The sequence below is a fragment of the Metallosphaera javensis (ex Hofmann et al. 2022) genome (assembly GCF_022064045.1).
Classification (GTDB): domain Archaea; phylum Thermoproteota; class Thermoprotei_A; order Sulfolobales; family Sulfolobaceae; genus Metallosphaera; species Metallosphaera javensis.
On the sequence record NZ_JAKNCW010000004.1, the window covers coordinates 113,657 to 130,265 of the forward strand.

Annotated in this window: 21 protein-coding genes; 7 read left to right on the top strand and 14 right to left on the bottom strand. The window is 50.2% G+C overall.

Annotated features, from left to right (window positions below; all coding sequences use genetic code 11):
• Positions 1–24: 24 nt before the first annotated feature.
• Genes hisI through hisC form a run of 9 tightly spaced genes read right to left on the bottom strand, consistent with a single transcriptional unit; the run spans position 25 to position 6,358 of the window.
• The gene (gene hisI, locus L3N51_RS04770) at positions 25–387 is read right to left on the bottom strand and encodes a phosphoribosyl-AMP cyclohydrolase (protein ID WP_255776136.1); all 363 of its coding nucleotides are present in this window, start codon (positions 385–387) and stop codon (positions 25–27) included.
• Positions 384–971, bottom strand: coding sequence for an imidazole glycerol phosphate synthase subunit HisH (gene hisH, locus L3N51_RS04775; RefSeq protein WP_238025796.1), 588 nt, complete (start codon positions 969–971; stop codon positions 384–386). The genes hisI and hisH overlap by 4 nt, the downstream gene beginning before the upstream one ends.
• The gene (gene hisE / locus L3N51_RS04780) at positions 968–1,249 is read right to left on the bottom strand and encodes a phosphoribosyl-ATP diphosphatase (RefSeq protein WP_238025797.1); all 282 of its coding nucleotides are present in this window, start codon (positions 1,247–1,249) and stop codon (positions 968–970) included. Before hisE ends, hisH begins: the two co-directional genes overlap by 4 nt.
• Positions 1,242–2,429, bottom strand: a complete 1,188-nt coding sequence (hisD, locus tag L3N51_RS04785; protein WP_238025798.1) for a histidinol dehydrogenase — start codon at positions 2,427–2,429, stop codon at positions 1,242–1,244. The genes hisE and hisD overlap by 8 nt, the downstream gene beginning before the upstream one ends.
• Positions 2,426–3,181: an imidazole glycerol phosphate synthase subunit HisF gene (gene hisF / locus L3N51_RS04790; protein ID WP_238025799.1), complete on the bottom strand. Its 756-nt coding sequence runs from the start codon at positions 3,179–3,181 to the stop codon at positions 2,426–2,428. Before hisF ends, hisD begins: the two co-directional genes overlap by 4 nt.
• A complete protein-coding gene (gene hisBd / locus L3N51_RS04795; RefSeq protein WP_238025800.1) occupies positions 3,178–3,759 on the bottom strand; it encodes an imidazoleglycerol-phosphate dehydratase in 582 nt (193 codons plus the stop codon). The genes hisF and hisBd overlap by 4 nt, the downstream gene beginning before the upstream one ends.
• Complete coding sequence (gene hisA, locus L3N51_RS04800; RefSeq protein WP_238025801.1) at positions 3,752–4,438, bottom strand: 1-(5-phosphoribosyl)-5-((5-phosphoribosylamino)methylideneamino)imidazole-4-carboxamide isomerase; 687 nt, start codon at positions 4,436–4,438, stop codon at positions 3,752–3,754. Before hisA ends, hisBd begins: the two co-directional genes overlap by 8 nt.
• Positions 4,435–5,292 (bottom strand): ATP phosphoribosyltransferase, encoded by an 858-nt coding sequence (gene hisG / locus L3N51_RS04805; protein ID WP_238025802.1) that lies wholly within the window; start codon positions 5,290–5,292, stop codon positions 4,435–4,437. Before hisG ends, hisA begins: the two co-directional genes overlap by 4 nt.
• On the bottom strand, positions 5,264–6,358 hold the full coding sequence (hisC, locus tag L3N51_RS04810) for a histidinol-phosphate transaminase (RefSeq protein WP_238025803.1): 1,095 nt from the start codon (positions 6,356–6,358) through the stop codon (positions 5,264–5,266). Before hisC ends, hisG begins: the two co-directional genes overlap by 29 nt.
• Positions 6,359–6,392: 34 nt before the next feature.
• Here hisC and L3N51_RS04815 point away from each other — a divergent pair, with 34 nt between their 5' ends.
• Complete coding sequence (locus L3N51_RS04815; protein ID WP_238025804.1) at positions 6,393–6,980, top strand: hypothetical protein; 588 nt, start codon at positions 6,393–6,395, stop codon at positions 6,978–6,980.
• On the opposite strand, the gene leuS is transcribed toward L3N51_RS04815, so the two are convergent.
• On the bottom strand, positions 6,981–9,797 hold the full coding sequence (leuS, locus tag L3N51_RS04820) for a leucine--tRNA ligase (protein WP_238025882.1): 2,817 nt from the start codon (positions 9,795–9,797) through the stop codon (positions 6,981–6,983).
• A gap of 74 nt (positions 9,798–9,871) precedes the next feature.
• Between leuS and L3N51_RS04825 the strand changes: the two genes are divergently transcribed.
• Positions 9,872–10,399: a cob(I)yrinic acid a,c-diamide adenosyltransferase gene (locus tag L3N51_RS04825; RefSeq protein ID WP_238025805.1), complete on the top strand. Its 528-nt coding sequence runs from the start codon at positions 9,872–9,874 to the stop codon at positions 10,397–10,399.
• A gap of 115 nt (positions 10,400–10,514) precedes the next feature.
• Here L3N51_RS04825 and L3N51_RS04830 read toward each other — a convergent pair whose 3' ends face one another.
• Positions 10,515–11,456, bottom strand: coding sequence for a TIGR00269 family protein (locus tag L3N51_RS04830; RefSeq protein ID WP_238025806.1), 942 nt, complete (start codon positions 11,454–11,456; stop codon positions 10,515–10,517).
• Positions 11,453–11,734 (bottom strand): DUF211 domain-containing protein, encoded by a 282-nt coding sequence (locus L3N51_RS04835; protein ID WP_238025808.1) that lies wholly within the window; start codon positions 11,732–11,734, stop codon positions 11,453–11,455. The genes L3N51_RS04830 and L3N51_RS04835 overlap by 4 nt, the downstream gene beginning before the upstream one ends.
• A 186-nt stretch (positions 11,735–11,920) precedes the next feature.
• Here L3N51_RS04835 and speD point away from each other — a divergent pair, with 186 nt between their 5' ends.
• Both speD and L3N51_RS04845 read left to right on the top strand, forming a co-directional pair.
• Positions 11,921–12,295: an adenosylmethionine decarboxylase gene (gene speD, locus L3N51_RS04840; RefSeq protein ID WP_238025883.1), complete on the top strand. Its 375-nt coding sequence runs from the start codon at positions 11,921–11,923 to the stop codon at positions 12,293–12,295.
• Positions 12,295–13,170 (top strand): NAD(P)/FAD-dependent oxidoreductase, encoded by an 876-nt coding sequence (locus L3N51_RS04845; RefSeq protein WP_238025810.1) that lies wholly within the window; start codon positions 12,295–12,297, stop codon positions 13,168–13,170. Before speD ends, L3N51_RS04845 begins: the two co-directional genes overlap by 1 nt.
• Here the strand turns inward: L3N51_RS04845 and L3N51_RS04850 are convergent.
• Positions 13,137–13,337, bottom strand: a complete 201-nt coding sequence (locus tag L3N51_RS04850) for a PolB1-binding protein PBP2 family protein (RefSeq protein ID WP_238025811.1) — start codon at positions 13,335–13,337, stop codon at positions 13,137–13,139. The two genes, L3N51_RS04845 and L3N51_RS04850, sit on opposite strands and share 34 nt — an antisense overlap.
• A 40-nt stretch (positions 13,338–13,377) precedes the next feature.
• Between L3N51_RS04850 and L3N51_RS04855 the strand changes: the two genes are divergently transcribed.
• Entirely contained in the window at positions 13,378–14,232 is an 855-nt protein-coding gene (locus L3N51_RS04855) for a UbiA family prenyltransferase (protein WP_238025813.1), read from the top strand.
• On the opposite strand, the gene L3N51_RS04860 is transcribed toward L3N51_RS04855, so the two are convergent.
• Positions 14,188–15,150, bottom strand: coding sequence for a hypothetical protein (locus tag L3N51_RS04860; RefSeq protein ID WP_238025815.1), 963 nt, complete (start codon positions 15,148–15,150; stop codon positions 14,188–14,190). The two genes, L3N51_RS04855 and L3N51_RS04860, sit on opposite strands and share 45 nt — an antisense overlap.
• Positions 15,151–15,183: 33 nt before the next feature.
• Here L3N51_RS04860 and L3N51_RS04865 point away from each other — a divergent pair, with 33 nt between their 5' ends.
• Both L3N51_RS04865 and L3N51_RS04870 read left to right on the top strand, forming a co-directional pair.
• Positions 15,184–15,981, top strand: a complete 798-nt coding sequence (locus L3N51_RS04865) for a GTPase (RefSeq protein ID WP_238025816.1) — start codon at positions 15,184–15,186, stop codon at positions 15,979–15,981.
• A complete protein-coding gene (locus tag L3N51_RS04870) occupies positions 15,959–16,453 on the top strand; it encodes a magnesium-dependent phosphatase-1 (protein ID WP_238025817.1) in 495 nt (164 codons plus the stop codon). The genes L3N51_RS04865 and L3N51_RS04870 overlap by 23 nt, the downstream gene beginning before the upstream one ends.
• Positions 16,454–16,609: the final 156 nt, after the last annotated feature.

A 16,609-nucleotide genomic window follows, 5' to 3' on the forward strand; every position in this document is an offset into this window, starting at 1 on the left:
AATTGTCTGAGAATGTTAAAATTCCTATTCCTTTAAGAAATTAGAGGAATCCCTGTAGAAACACGTCCTATTTCCTGTGTGGCAGACCGGTCCTCCTGACTTCACCAGGGCAATGACGGCATCGCCGTCGCAGTCTATCCTGAAGTCCTGCAGGTACTGAAAGTTCCCCGACGTTTCTCCCTTAAGCCATAACCTGTTTCTGGAAAGGGACCAGAAGTGCACCAATCCGGTGGTCAGAGTCAGGATAACAGCCTCCCTGTTCATGTTCCCAACCATGAGAATCTCCCTGGAATCTGCGTCCTGTAGAACAGCAATCACGGTGTTCATCTCGTGCCTATAGTTCAGCTTAGAGGCTATGGCCTCAGCAGTGTTCCTGTCGAATTTCATGTTTTCAGCCACCTTTTCAGGTTCTGGAAGAAGATCTTCCCTGTCTCCCCGCTCTTCTCTGGATGGAACTGAGTCCCTGCAACCTCTTCACTGCACACGAGGGCAGGAAACTCCACGCCGTAGTGACTCGTCATGGCTGCAGGGTAAGATGTGTATGCCACATAGCTGTGAACGAAGTACGCATATCTCCCGTCAAGCCCCTCGGAGAGAGCGCAGGGGTTCCGCTCTGTGATCCTGTCCCATCCTATGTGAGGTAACTTTGGGGCATGCCTGATGAGGTCAACCTGACCAGGCAGCCAGGCCAGTCCCTTCGTTTTACCACCCTCATTACCCTCCTCAAACATGATCTGCATACCCAGGCAAACCCCCAGGAACTTCACCCCATTCCTCCTGAGATCGTTCAGCGTGCTTTCCCACCTTCTCATGAAATTTCCCACCGCCGAAAACGCCCCGACACCGGGCAGAACCAGGAGGTCCGCATCCCTGGGTTCGCCGGATATCTCCACAGTGAAGTCCGCCCTCCTTAGACCTGCGGATATACTGAATAGGTTCCCCACACCGTAATTAAGAATCAGGGCCTTCATTTCATCCTCCTCCTCAACTCCTCTCTCACCTCATCCAGGGATATTCCCTCCAGGGCAAGGAGTACCAGAAGATGATAGAGCAGGTCAGCAGTCTCACTTACAACCCTTTCCCTCCCCTCAGCCAGCGACGCGACAACAACCTCAACTGCTTCCTCTCCCACCTTCCTGGCCACATATCCCTTTCCCTTTCTGGCAAGGGAGGCGGTATAACTTCCCTCCGGCATATCCCTAAGTCTCTGGCCTATGACCGCTGATAACTCCTCCAAAACGTCACTCATATCTTACACCTATGCTCCTTGCGTGGTTCCTGAAACCCTCATACTCTGCCAGTATCTCAGCTGCCTTGACCAGCCCCCTGTCTGCCCTCTCCGCGTTGACGTAGGACACTGGCTTCAGGAAGTCGTAAACTGTGACCCCTCCCCTGAACCTAGCCCATCCATTGGTGGGAAGTATATGGTCCGGGCCAGCAGAGTAATCGATCAGGGCGGGAGGTGTATTTCCAAGGGTTACTGCCCCCGCGTTCTTAACTAAATGAAGAAGTTCCCTAGACCTCGACGTGTAAAGCGAGAGATGTTCTGGAGCCAGCTGGTTTGCCAGTTCCACCGCCTTTTCCAGGGTCTCAGTCCTCACCATGTAGTATTCGTTTTCGTCACCAAGAAGCTCGCCAACCTTATTCAGGAGTTCCTCGGAGGTAGACATCAACACAAGGAAAGAGGAAGAACCGTGTTCTCCCTGAGCCATGAGGTCCAGCGCAACGCTTTTGGGATCCGAGGTCTCATCAGCTATTACCACCAGCTCAGTGGGCCCCTCTATACCATCTATCCCTACCTCCTTGCTTACAATATATTTTGCGGCCTGAACGTAAATGTTACCCGGTCCCACAATCTTATCCACCTTGGTTACACTCTCTGTTCCAAAGGCCAGCGCCGCAATCGCCTGTGCCCCGCCCACTGGGTAAATCCTCTTAACCTTCAACTTCGTCGCGATGTAAGCAATGGCAGGATCAAGTTCATCCTTCACGGGGGTAGCCACATGTATCTCCTCCACCCCCGCGATCTTGGCGGGAATACCGGCCATCATAAGCGTAGAGGGGTAGGACTTTTTCCCTCCAGGAACGTAAATCCCCACCCTCTGTAGGGGTCTCCAAAGTACTCCATACTCAACGTTTTTGCTTCCACCGCCTAGACTGGGAGGCATTATCAATTCGTGGAAAGAAACCAGCTGGTCCCAGATCTCATCTATGGCCCCCTTAACCTCGGGTGGAACCTTGGAGGCTGCGCTGGTCACTTGGGCCTCGCCAAGCACAAGTTCATCTAGTTTGACGCCATCAAATTGCAGGGCAAACTCCCTCAATGCTCGATCCCCCTCCTTCCTAACCCTTTCCGTTATCTCATTTACCTTCTCCAGAACCTGAGAGAAGGATTGAACTCTCCTTGTTGGAAGTTCCCTCTTTATCACGTTCTCACCTCTATTCCTGCCACTTTTAAATAATCCTTCAGATCCCTTATCCTGATCACACCATCGTGAAATATTCCCGCAGCCAGGGCAGCGTCCGCTCCTGCCTGCTTAAAGACTGAAAGGAAGTGATCTGGTTTTCCAGCCCCTCCGCTGGCTATCACAGGGACATTGGTCATACTAACTACTGCCCTGGTGAGTTCCAGGTCATATCCGTCCCTGGTTCCGTCCCTATCGATGCTGGTGAGGAGAATTTCACCCGCTCCCAATTCCTCAACCCGTTTAGCCCATTCCACCGCATCCAGACCTGTGTCCCTGGTCCCGGACCTGGTGAACACTCTCCAGCCTTCTCCCAACCACCTTGCATCTATTGCCACAACAACGGCCTGAGCTCCAAACTCCCTTGAAGCCATGGAGACCACGGAGGGATTCTCCACAGCAATGGTGTTCAAACTAACCTTGTCCGCACCATTGGACAGCAGGTTGGATACGTCCTCTACGCTTCTTACACCTCCTCCTACTGTCAGAGGGATCGAAAGCACACTGGCTGTTTCCCTCACCTTTTCCAAGAGGGTCCTCCTACCCTCTACCGTGGCCGAGATGTCCAGAAATACGATCTCATCAGCTCCCTCCTCCTCATATCTGGAGGCCAGCTCTGCGGGATCTCCCTTTGATTTCAGATCCACGAATCTGACCCCCTTTACCACCTTACCGTCCTTTACGTCAAGGCACGCTATTATTCTCCTTGTGGTCATAGTGATCCCTTTGTGCTTCTTATTTCCTCTCCCTGAATGGAACAGGCCTCTCCAAGGGCTAGACCCACTCCCTTGAAGGCAGCCTCCACAATGTGATGTTCGTTAACCCCATCTAGTTTCCTCACGTGCAGTGTTATCCCGGCATTGGTTGCAAATGACCAGAAGAAATGGGCCACGTTTTCGGTGGATAGATCTCCTATCTTCTCCCTCTTCAGGTCAAGGGTGGTGGAGGCATATCCCCTCCCTGATACATCTACTGCAACCAGGACCAGGGCCTCATCCATTGGAACAACAGTGTTGGAGAACCTCCTGATACCTCTCCTATCTCCCAGTACTTCCCTGATGGCCTGTCCCAAGGTGATCCCCACGTCCTCCACTATGTGATGATCATCGTAACCCAGTTTATCCTCACCCACGACAGTTGCGTTGGCACCCATGTAAAAGAGCATGGAGTGAAGCATGTGGTTGAAAAAGGGAACTGGAGTCTTCACCTCCACCTTTCCTTCTCCGTCAAGTTCCAGCTTGATTTGGACCTTCGTCTCCTTTGTTTCCCTGATCTTCTCCACGTACCTAGACACTTATCACACCTCTTAACACTCCGGTGTATAGGGACATTCCAACTATCGCGAAATTAAATCCCATCCTATCGAGTTCCCTGAGATCCTGAATTGAGCCTATCCCGCCAGCGTACCCTTTCTCTCCTCGAATCAGTTTTGCGTAACTCCCCACGTTCAAGTCTATCCCCCTCCTTGTTCCCTCATTGCACACATACGTGAAGATCACTCCCCTAACCCCTAGGGAATTAACGTGGGAAATAGCCTCCTCCAGGGATGTGGCTGACTCATTCCAGCCCCTTATCAGCACCCTGTCATCACAGTAGTCCACAGATATCAGCACCCTGTCCTCATAGCCCTTTACAACTCTCCTGAATGTATCGGGTTGTGTGAAGGCCAGAGTGGACATGACCACCTTGGTTGCACCCGCTGAGAGAAATCTCTCCAGCCTGGACCTGTCCCTAATACCGCCACCGACCGAGACCTCTGAAAACCCCCTCATGACCCTCTCCATCACCTCAACGTTATCTCCCTTCCCCTCGGCTGCGTCAAGATCCACCAGGTGAAGTGAGACGTAACCCATTTCCCGCAATTCTTCAGCTATCTTGATTGGATCCCCGAGTACCAGCCCCGTCCCATCCTTTCCCCTGACCCTCTTTACCGCCATTCCCCTGCTAATGTCTATACTGGGCACGACCCTCATTTTATCACCTTCTCTATGTTGACCACCACTATATCCCTGGCACCTGCAGTCTTCGCCTTAGCTATTACCTCAGGTAACATATCCTCGTCGGTAACTGTCACAACTTCCCACGCGTTTGAATTGCTCAGCTTGGAGATTGCGGGGGCTAACATCGCGGGAAGGGAGGAGACCACTGCCCTAAGGTTAATATCGTCAACGTTCATAAAGATCATCTTCTTTCCCCTTGCGCTCAGTGCCCCCTTCATCATGGTCAGAACGAGATTTATCCTGTCAGCCTCCTCAGATTTCATCCAGTTCCTGTTTCCTATGACCAGCGCATAACTCTCGCTGACCACATCAATGGCTTTGAGTCCGTGAAGCTTCAGGGTAGTCCCGGTGCTGGTGACGTCTATAATGGCGTCAGCCGCCCCGAGGGAGGGCATTATCTCTGCAGCTCCGCTGATCTTCACAAGCCTGGCAGAGATCCCCTTCCTCTCAAGGTAGCTTCTGGCTATGTTGTGATACTTGGTTGCTATTCTCACATTCTTGGGCATATCCCTTGGATCCTCTATGTTCCACGCCGTGGGAACGGCCAGCACAAGTTTGGATTTTCCAAAGTCAAGCTTCACCAGTTCCTCGACGTCTGCCCCAGACTCCATCACGTAGTCTAGACCCGTTATCCCCAGGTCCACTGCCCCGGTCTCAACTATGTTGGGTATATCCTCTGTCCTTATGGTCACCAACTGGACCCCTTCCCAACTGGTGGGCACCATGAGGGCCCTGTCGTCGTTGGCCAGGGGCTTAATTCCCACAGAGTTCAGGAACTGCAGGGCTGGACCCTGCAACCTACCCTTGTTCGGTATTGCTATTTTCAAGCACTTCACCCAGCTTATCCAGGAATATTCTGCATTGCTCTCTTGTCCCCACTGATACCCTATAAAATCCCCTCACCGGATTTCTAATGGCCACTCCCCTCTTCATCAGGGGCTCCACAAGCTCTCCAGAATGCCTGAAGAGGAGGAAGTTTGTGATGGACCTGTAGGTCTTCATTCCTAGGGAAACAAGCCCACGATATAGCTCCTCCCTATTCTCAGAAATCTCCTGAGCGATCCTTCGAGCATACCCTGGGTTCTCCAGTGCAGTTATCCCGGCAACCAGGGAAGGAAGTGCCACATCAAAGGGTGTAGATCCCTTCTCCAGGGCCTTCACCACATCCCTGTTGGCTATTAGATAGCCTACCCTGAAGGAGGCAAGGGAGAATGCCTTACTCATGGTCCTCACTATCATGAGGTTCGGATACTTGGACACCAGCCTGGAGGCGGTGTAACCTGAAAACTCGTAATATGCCTCGTCTAGAAGCACAATCCCCTTGGTGGTCTCCACCAGTTCCCTTAACCTTCCTTCATCCCCCATTATCATGGGAGAACCCGTTGGATTGTTGGGATCGTCAATTGCGACCAAGCGAGCGTCCCTGACCTCTTTAACCAGTTTCTCCCAATCTTCCTTCCACCAGTCCCCTTCCTCCTTGAGGGGCACCCTGACCTGATTCAATCCCCTGAAGGAGGAGTAAACGGAGTACATACTGTAACTGGGTTGGTTCAGCACAACCCTATCCCCTGGCATGGACAGGTTAAGAAACACAGACCTTATTGCCCCATCTCCGCCCGGAGTCGGGAAAATCTCCTCTGGTTCCACCCTATTGTATTCAGCGGCAAGCTCCTTGAATCTCTTTGTGAGATCCGGATGCTGATACCTGTTTCCTTGGACTAGGTATTTCTTCACCGCATCGAGAACGAAATCGGGAGGTGAGTAGGGAGACTCATTGAGGTGTAACCTTATCCCGTCCTTAATATCCGAGAAATCGTACTCTTTTGCTTCCTTTAACCATGGATATATAATATCCTTTACATCGGTTGGTGCAATAAGAATCCCTCGGGACAATAGTTTTTAACCTGTTTTAAGCTTTTTCCATTACATGTTTCTGGAGGAATTGGCCTCAGGAAAGCACCTCATAGTTTCTTATTACTATACTGCTAGTCTCACCATAACCCTCTCATTGGCCAGACTACTTAGGCAGAGGGGCGAGGAGGTGTGCATAATCAACGAGGATAGAATAAGGTGGAACCTGGCCCCCTTCCCGGTGGACCTAAAATGCGGGCCGGGATCTGTGAACCTAGTTTTCGATGCCATGTCTGAGAGTGAGGTTCCCTCAAGTTACCTTCTCGTAACCTCAAGCAGACACCTCAGATTGCCTAGTGCCAGGGAGTTCAAGCTGACCAGAATCAATGATGGAATCTACATGGCTACGGGTGAAGGTACAAAGTTCCTCTTTAAGGTGAGCAACGCAGGGGTGGAAGACGTGGATTACGAGAAGTCAAGTGTTCTCTCAGTGTTGGAGGATTTCGGTGGGACTGCCCTGCTGGGGGAACTGGTGGATGCAGCCTCGCAAAGGCTGAAAATGCCCAAGGAGCAGGTTAGGGAGGAAATAGCGTTTCTGATCAGGATAGGAAAAGTAAGGACACGGAAAAACGTTATTGAAATAGTTAAGCCCCGGTTCTACTAGTCATTTCACCAGTATGGCAGGCCTGTAGGGCAGTGCCTCCTTGTTAATTTTCTGCCTCACTTCCTGAGTGTAGGGAAGAACCTCAACTTCCAAGTTCAGCTTATACCTCAAGAATGGTACACCCTTTCTCGTGACGTCCATTTCATTTACGTTGGAGAGCACCAATCTCTTCACCGTTTCCGGCATTTCAGTCACATACTGCATAATCCTCTGAAGCGTCCTTGCCTCTTCCTTGCTCTTGGGGGTATTCATTTGCATGAAATCCTTCATTGTTCCGCCCTTGCTTAGCACGTCTAGGGCGCTCTTCACAACCTGGTTCAGGCTTCCGTCGTGAACGTACAGCACCACTGCCGAAGGTTTGCCCTTATATACGTTGAGGATTGCCCTGATATCCTCTATTAACAGCTTGTGATATTCATGTTCCAGTTCCACCTCATCATTGATCTTATTGAAATCAGGGGTAGGCCAAGACTCCAGGGATAGGAATGTATTGTGACCCATCTGGTGCCACATTTCCTCGGTAAGGTGTGGAGCGAAGGGAGACATCAACTTTGTCCAGGTCTCCACCACTTCCCTGATCACGTCGTTGTTATACTCCCTGGACTCGGACCTCACCATCTCCAAGTATTCGTTAATATAGGACGACAGATTGAAGAGTAGCTCATTGATAACTTCCCTGAACCTCATGGACTCCATGAGAGGAGTCACATCCCTTACCAGTCTGTGCAACTTGGACCTCAACCACCTCTCTGGAGTTCCGTCAATTGAGGAACCACTGCGCATTTGCATGAGCTCGTAAAACCTCTTCAGGTTATCGGTAATTGCCCTCGCCCCGGCCTCGGTGAAGTTGGCGTCTGAGCTCATGTCCACGAGCGAGGAAAGGGCAATCCTGATTACGTCCGCTCCATAGGTTCTTATGGCCTTCCTGAGCGGGACTATGTTCCTCAGGGATTTACTCATCTTCTTTCCTTCGTACAGGATGAAGCCGTTAACCGCAACTCCCCTTGGCCACAGGTCCTCGGGGAATATACCGGCATGATTGAAGATAAAGAAGCTCAGGTGGTTTGGTATAAGATCTGGACCACTGTGCCTTAGATCCAGGGGATACCAGTATGTGAAATGTCTCCTCAGCTCCTGAAGGGCCTCGATTCCTATCTTGTTCCTCTCGGCCACAGCCTTCACGTCACCCTCCCCTAGTAGTATATAATCCCATGTCTCCTCAGTTAGCTGGGAGGGGTGCAGGCCAAATTCCCTCAGCTTATGCGAAAGTGTATAGTAAGCCATGTAAATCGTTGAGTCGGAGAGGCTCTCAATTATCCACTTCTTATCCCACGGAAGGGGTGTTCCAAGTCCCCTGGTTCTAGCACATGCCCTCTTCTGTAGCCAGTCGAGCGCGTACTCGAAGTCTTTCCTAGTCTCCTCAGGGATCACCCTCATGTTGGCCAGAAGCTTTTTGGCCTTGGCCTTCCATTCTGGATTGCCGTAGTCCAGGAACCACTGATCCTGGAGGATCTTCACCACCACCTCATTACCGCATCTGCAGTACACCGGCTTGTTCATGATCTCCAGAATCTTGGTGCCTGCCTTCCTCTGGAGGAGGAGGTCCGTGATCATCTTTCTTGCCTCAGGGACCTGTTTTCCCGCTATTGGGGAAAGTTCTGCTCTGAGTTCCTCCTTCACCAGCCTGAGAACATCGCTCCTCATGACGCCCTTGTTGTACTCGAGCCTGTATAGCTGTTCAGTGAGCTTCTTCAGGTCTGCGTCATTCTTGGGGTGGGATGACTCCACTAGCTCCTTCGCCGGCGACTCTCCCTGACCCTCCACTGCCACCACAGGTATGGGCTCGATGGAGACCTTTGCCTTCTTCAGGTAGTAATAATCAAAGGGAGCGTGAGCTGGAACGCTCATTACCACTCCCGTGGCAGTGGTAGGATCCACGAAGTCCGCCGGCAATACAGGGATCTCCTTTCCTGTGACTGGGTTAATTGCCGTGATTTTCAGAAGCTCTGACCCATTCACCTTCTCCAGAACCTTCACGTCTATCTGGAACTTGAGTTTCTCTGCGGCCCTCTCTGACACTATCACCCTCCTACCCCAGCTCTCCACCACAGCGTAAGTCGCCTTGGGATTTATCCAGACTGCCACTGCTCCAAAGATTGTCTCAGGCCTGAGGGTTGCAGCTGCAAGGGAACCCATCTTGGTCTCAAAGAATATCACCACGTATTCTCCAATCTCGGGCTCCATATCACCCTTGGTATCGTGCATTCCCACGGGCAGGTTATGAACAGGGCACCAGCCCACCGGATGGGTGTCCTTGACCACATATCCTTTCTTCTGTAACTTGGAGAACTGCCACACTATGAAGGCCGAGAAATGGGGATCTATTGTGGTGAACTCCCTCCTCCAGTCTATGGATAGCCCTATCTCCCTCATGGCGGCCTTAATTTCCTCCTTGAAGTAGTTGGCCATGAAGAGCGGATCCGATAGTTTGGGAATGACGTCTGGAGGTATCTCGTAAATGTTCCGAAATATATCAAGGAGATCCTTGTCGCCCTTGGCCACATCGTCGGCCATGGTTATGATGGGAGTACCGGTAAAGTGGAAACCCATGGGGAAAAGGACGTTGTAACCCCTCATCCTCATGAACCTAGCGTAAACGTCGCCCGTTACGTAGGTTCTACCGTGTCCCAGATGGAACGGGGAGTTGGGATAGGGGAACGCAACTGTTGTAAAGAACTTCTTCTGATCCCTTGGATCCGCCTCAAAAATCCTGTTCTTGCTCCACTCCTCCTGCCACTTCTTCGAGATCTCATTCAATAAATCTGTAAATTCCTGCGATGGAATCGTAATCACCAAAACCTATTTAAGAACAACTTTTTTAAGTTTATTAAATGTTCACCAAGGCTGGAGATAAGGGAGAGACCACTGTACCCAAGGGCAGAGTTGGCAAGGACTCGCCCCTTGTGAATTTCCTCGGAGACGTTGACGAGGCTAACTCCTTCATTGGCCTGGCCATCTCACGTCTTCCATGGGAGGACATGAAATCTGATCTTGAAAGAGTTCAGCTTGATCTATTCGCTCTGGGGGAGGACTGGAGCACGAGCTCAGAGAAGATAACCATGGAGAAGGTGAAGTGGTTAGAGGAGAGGACTGTGGCGTATAGGAAAGAAAGCGGTCCAGTGAAGCTTTTCGTTGTCCCCGGTGGATCGGAGGAGGCTTCCGTACTTCACGTAGCCAGGGCTGTGGTGAGAAGACTGGAGAGGAACGCAGTGAGATACTCGAAGGAGCTTGAGGTCAAGAATAAGACCACCATTGTTTACCTCAACAGGCTTTCCTCAATGCTGTTTTCCATGGCAATTGTTGCCAATCTCAGAAAGGGAGTTAGAGAAAGATATTACGACATAGGCAAGTACTTCTAGTACGTCTGGCTCATAATGTGGTCAAACTTGTATAAATTCGTCTTGTGGGCTTGGGAGTTCAATCTAATCCTCAGAACCTTAAAAAAAGCTAACATGACCACACCATCTGGCTCCACTAGCTAGACTTGAGCCCTGCGGAAATTAGAAGTTCACAGTTCTTACAGTACTCCCTGCCGAAACTGGTCGGTTCGCCACATAACTTGCACGTAGGCAGGGTTGACAACCTGCTTTCCCTTCTAGCCTCCTCCCCAATCCTATCAAAGTTCTCCACCACCCTGAGCAGGAAGCCGGGCGATTTCTCCTCCAGGGCATACATCAATTCCCTTACCTTGGCTCTCATGGTGGGCCTGGCCGAGATGTAGGGGCACTCCACCTCCTGAAACTTAAATCCCTTAAAATACGCATACATGGTGGTCTCCCACTCGTAAATCTTCCTCAGGGGTTTGACCCTCATGACAAATTTATCGCTTAACTTCAGGGGACTTTCACCCACCCTCATTAATTTCTTAACGTCTCCACGAAGGAGGTTAATGATGATGGTCTGGGCCTCGTCATCTAGGTTATGGCCCGTAGCCACCAGGTCAGCTTTCACGTCCCTTCCAGCCTGGTTTATTAATTTCCTTCTGAATCCACCGCAGAAGGTGCAGGCAGCTATATTTAACCCCCTAGCCTTCGAGGAACTGACCATCTCATCAAGGGAGTATCCCACTGACGCCTTGAATGAGGTGGATATAAGCTCTATTCCAAGGCTCTTCAGGTACTGGTTCAACTCCTTAACCTGATCCTCCCTGTTATACCCCCGGATGCCCTCAACTATGTTGAACGCAATCAATTTACCTGGATCCACTATCCTGGACAGTGTATCTGCCAGGACGAGGCTGTCCTTTCCTCCGGACACCGCTATGAGGACCCTGGATGCCGAGGTTATCCCTAGCCTCTTGGCCTCCTTTCCAACCCTTTCCTGAATGTCCGCCAGAAAGCACTCCCTGCAGAGCCTCTTCCCTGTGTGGGGCTGGAGAATTTCAGCCTGCCTTAATTCGCAGTTATCACACTTCATTTACCACGTCTCCCTTCCACGAGTCTCCTACCGCTGGCCACCTCATCTATGCTGTGTATGGCACATCCCTCCTCCTCAAGAATGTTCTGAACCTCCTTGAAGTCTACGTTCTCTCCCTCAACCACAACCATCAATCCCATGGTTTCAACGTCCATGTCCGAGACGCTTATGTTAACTCCATCTACTCCCTCCAAATTGTCCAATCTCTCGGCTAAATCCACAATGGATGAACCCCTTATGGGTTTGAGAACATCTAGGACAATTCTTCTTATAGTCAAATTACATCAATACCCCACTTTATTGCTCTCTCCGTTAAATTTCTGACTATTTCAATGTTCTCGATAAATGGGGTTTAAAAGCCTTCATTACTAAATCTACGGGAACAATTTATTAACCCCCCGGGTAGAGCAGGATAAGTTTAAATATAATAACGTATAGGGGGTATATAAATGGGGGGTCAAAACATGATGGGGGTTGAACTAAGAGGTACACCGAGAGTTGTGGGCAAGGAAGTCTTTGGCAACCTTTACGAATGCGATACTGAGATACTCAAGGACTCAGAGAGATTGAAGCAAATAGCTGTGCAGGCAACCAAGGAAGGCAACATGACCTTGCTAGACGTAAAGGCATGGAAGATAGGAGAAGGTGTGAGCGTGGTCGCCATTGTTCTAGAGAGCCATGTCACCATACACACCTGGCCTGAGCATAGCTTTGCCACCGTCGACGTTTACTCCTGCGGTAGCCACACTGATCCCAGGAAGGCCTTTAACTATATTGTGGCAGAACTTAAAGCCAAGAGGTTCAATGTTAATGAGGCTGATAGGTCATCGGAGTTCTAGTGGTAGGAGGAGGGATAGCTGGACTCCTTCTGGCCCACAGGTTAAGGGATAGAGATCCCATAGTTTTTGACAGGAGGAGAAACCCGGGAAAGCAGTGCACTGGAATAATTAGCAGATCCACGTTTCAGAAACTTTCCGTCTCTAAGGAGTTCGTGGATAGGGAGTTCAGGGAAATAAGGGTAATTTACAGAAGTGTGGAAATTTTCATAAGGGGAGATTTCATCAGGCTGGGAAGGGAAAGGCTAGAGAAATGGTTAGACTCTGAACTTGGGGTAATGAGGCCAGTGGATGCGGTGATTAGGGGAAGGGATGAGGTCCTCGCGAAGGGATCCGTGTATCGCGGTGATGTATTTGACGCGTCCGGATGGAAGGGAAAGGCCAACTGGGTTAAAGCAGTGGAGTACGTCACTGAGCCCATGGATCAGGAGGAGATAGTGGTGACCCTTGATCCCAGGAATCCCGCTGGTTTCGGCTGGATAGTACCCCTGCCCGATAGGACGCTGGTGGGGGCACTCTCCAGATCGGACCCCAGGCCCTTCATACCCCCAGTTTCAAGGAGAGTATTGAGCGTTCATGGTGGTGCCATCCCCAGGGTTAAACCTTCTCCTACCTCTGTTCCTGCAATAGGTGACAGGACAGGTCTCATAAAAACGTTCACGGGAGGAGGCATCTTTGGAATAGCGGAGTTGCTGGAAAACTTCTCAAACTTTGACAGACTGAAAAGGGAAATAGCTAGGCAGTACTTCATTACATCTCTCCTGGAGAAGACGTGGAGGATGGGACTAGCCACCCTGAGATTTATGAACGGAAAGACGTTTTACGTGGACAAGGAGTTCGACTTTCACTCCTTCCTTTTCTCCCTACGGAAATTGTAACACCCCTCGCCCCTGACTATCACGCCCTGCCTGATCAACTCCGCTATAACCCTCTCCGGTTCCCTTATTCCGAGGCCCTTGAGATCCCTCACGGCAATTATCTCCCCCACAGAGAGGTTTGTCTGAAAGTACTTCCTTGCAATTTCCAGTTCCCTAGAATCTGACATGCTGTAATTTTATTTTCCGCCCTAGGGATTTAACTTTAACTTGAATCCGTTACTAAGGCTGGTGAGGATCCATAACGTGATAGGTGCGGGGCTTGGGGCCTTCACGGGGTACGTAGCTTCCTCCATGTGGAGAATCAATCCCGTAGAACTCATCCTCGCCGTCCTGGTCGTAGCCCTCGTGGACGCAGGGGGTAACGCCATCAATGACGTTTACGATGTGGAGATAGACAGGATAAACAAACCGGACAGACCAATTCCTTCAGGCGCAGTATCTATTGGCACTGCCACCTCCCTTTCCTACGGTTTGATGGGAGCCGGTGTGATTCTATCAGCACTACAGGGTTACCTTCAGTTTCTGGTTGCGTTTCTTGTCAGCATAGCCCTGGTTTTCTACGCCAGGGACTTGAAGAGAACGGGTATTTACGGAAATCTGGTCGTGGCAACAGCCACTGCCCTTTCCCTGTTTTATGGAGGGCTCTCCTACCACGAGGGAACGTGGCTTCAGAGGATATGGATTCCAGTACTATACACGTTCCTGCTCACCCTTTCCAGGGAAATAGTTAAGGGAATAGAGGATTACCGGGGCGACCTGGCAAATCACGTGAATACACTAGCCACCACCAGGGGAATAGTGAGCGCATGGAGAGTGGCCAGGATATCCCTGGTGTTAACCGAGGTGACCTCTCCTCTTCCTCTCTTCCTTGGATATAACCTCCTCTATGGCGTTCTCCTGGTACCGTTCCTCTATGTTACGACAAAGGCAGTTCTGGCAGAAACCTCGGAGGCGGGAGCGTCAAGGGCCAGATCCCTTCTTAAGGGGTCGGCCTTCCTTGGAATGATGGCCTTTGCCCTAGGCAGTCTCCCTTTTCAGTTCCTTTTCCACAATTTTCCTTAAACCCGCCCTCATACCAACGCTCCTAATGTAGACTATTCCCCTCTTTTGGGGTAACTGAATCGTGCACTGGGTATCTCCTCCCCTTGAGAGATCGTGGAGAGTCCTGAACCCAACGGTCACCCCATTAACCATCACGTTCAAGGTCAGCCTCTCAATGTCCACATCTCCCTTGTTCACAACCCTTATCTGAAGGCTATTCCCAATCAGTTCTGGAATCAGATCAAAATCAAGTTGAGGGGTCTGGGAGGCGTAGGAGTAGTGAAGGAGGATCTGGGCCACGCTCCTTTGCTCCTCACTGGAAGGATTGAAGATCCTCACGAAGTTCCCCTCAGCGTCTATCTCCTCACATTCGTGCCCCAGCTCCAAGGTATCCTCCTGGCTCTTACCGTTGGAGACCCTCACCTTTCCCCTGAAATTACTCCTGACCACCAGGTAACTCCTGCCCATGGATTTCAGCTCCATCATCTCTCCAGGCCTGAGCTGAAGGAGCCCTCCCCTCAGGGAATACCTGGTGAAGAAACCCTCTGACCTCATTATCATGGTTGCGTTGGCCAGCCTTATGGTAAGGGGGCGAGCGCTGTTATAGTTAACGGTGAGCTCATTTTTCCCCTTCACTAGAAGGTGCGTCACGTCAAAAATGTGAAAGTGTAACTCTCTCTTATCCTCCGTGAGGTAACTCAGGTTTGGTTTGAACTCTTTTGTTAGCGAGAAATTATTCACCCAAAGTCTCCACTTAACGTAGTCCGGTGGAGACTCCGTAATCACCAAGAGGTATCCCTTCTCCGGTTTCTCCTCAACATAGAAGGAAAAGGAGTAGTCCTTGAGAGTATTCCCCAGAGTGGTAGATTTAGTGGAGCTCTGATAGTCAAGGTAACCGGTAATCTCACCCTCGTCAAAAGGCGCAAAGTTCACTGGCATACGTTATAATGGGGGACATCCAAAATAAAGCAAATGCTGAAGGTGCTAAAATCAGTGATATCTAGGTCAGACGTGGTTATGGAAGTTCTAGATTCCAGGGAGCCGGAGCTCACCAGGTCCAGAAGGGTGGAGGACATGATCCTGAAATCTGGTAAAGAACTCCTCCTCGTGATCAACAAGGCGGACCTTGTTCCCCTGGAGATTCTGAAAGAGTGGAAGGAGTACTTTGAGGAGAGGGGTCTCCGTTCTGTCTTTGTTTCCTCAAGGGAACATCAGGGGACAAGGATCCTCAGAAACTCGGTGAAGGAATTGCTGAGGGGTAAGGAGGGGATAGTGGGAGTGGTAGGTTACCCAAAAACCGGTAAGTCCTCGGTGATAAATGCGCTCAAGGGTAAACATGCCGCCTCCACGTCTTCCATTCCCATGTCAACGGGTTACACCAAGTCCCTTCAGCTGGTAAGGATAGATTCGAGGATCTACGCCATAGACTCCCCTGGCGTGATACCTCCCGATGGGGATCCATTCGAGAGGGTCCTGCGTGGAAGCAGACCTGAGGACCTGGAAGACCCTGTGAAGGTGGCAATAAGGCTCGTGGAGAGAATAGTGAAGTTCAATCCAAATTCCCTGACCCTAGCCTACAGGATAGAGTTCTCATCTCCCCTGGACTTTCTGGAGAAGCTCGCCCTAAAGAGGGGCTGGATATACAAGAGCGACAGGGAACCCAACATAGATCAGGCTTCAGTTCAACTTATAAGGGACTATCATGAGGGTAAGATAACTTACTATACCAAACCTCCGGGTTTAAAACATGATAAAACTAGTGATATTTGATGCGGATAAAACTCTCTGGGATCACTATAATATCTCAGAGTTTGAGGAGCCTTTCCAACTACCAGGGAAGGATGTGTTGAGGGATAGCGCTGGAAGAACCCTCAAGCTCTTCCCTAACGTCAGGAGAACGCTGGATGAGCTGAAAAGGAAGGAGGTGAAGATAGCCATGGCTACCTGGAACTATCCCCACAAGACGGAAAAGGTTCTGAGGGCACTTGAACTGGACAATTATTTCGACGTCATTGTATCGAGAGATTTTCCCTTCAAGTTCATAATGATTACGGAGATTCTCAGAAAGTTTGCGGAGAGGGGATTTCATTTCAAACCAGAGGAGGTTCTTTTCGTGGACGACAGGAGGGCACATTTCGGTAATGTTTGGCTTTACCTAGGAAGAATTCAGTGCCTCGAAATGTGGAAAGACATAAATGATCACCTGGAAATAATCTCGAAATTGGAAAATCGTTATACATGAGCAATTGTTTAGTAAACAAAATCTAATCTTGTTAAAGTTAATACATGATAATAAAGTTTAAAAACCTTGATTCTCTGCTATATGGTCGTGATAAGGATGATCGGTGGTTATACCCTCCAAGTCTAAACGTTTTCCCAAGATTGTCGTTTTCTCAAG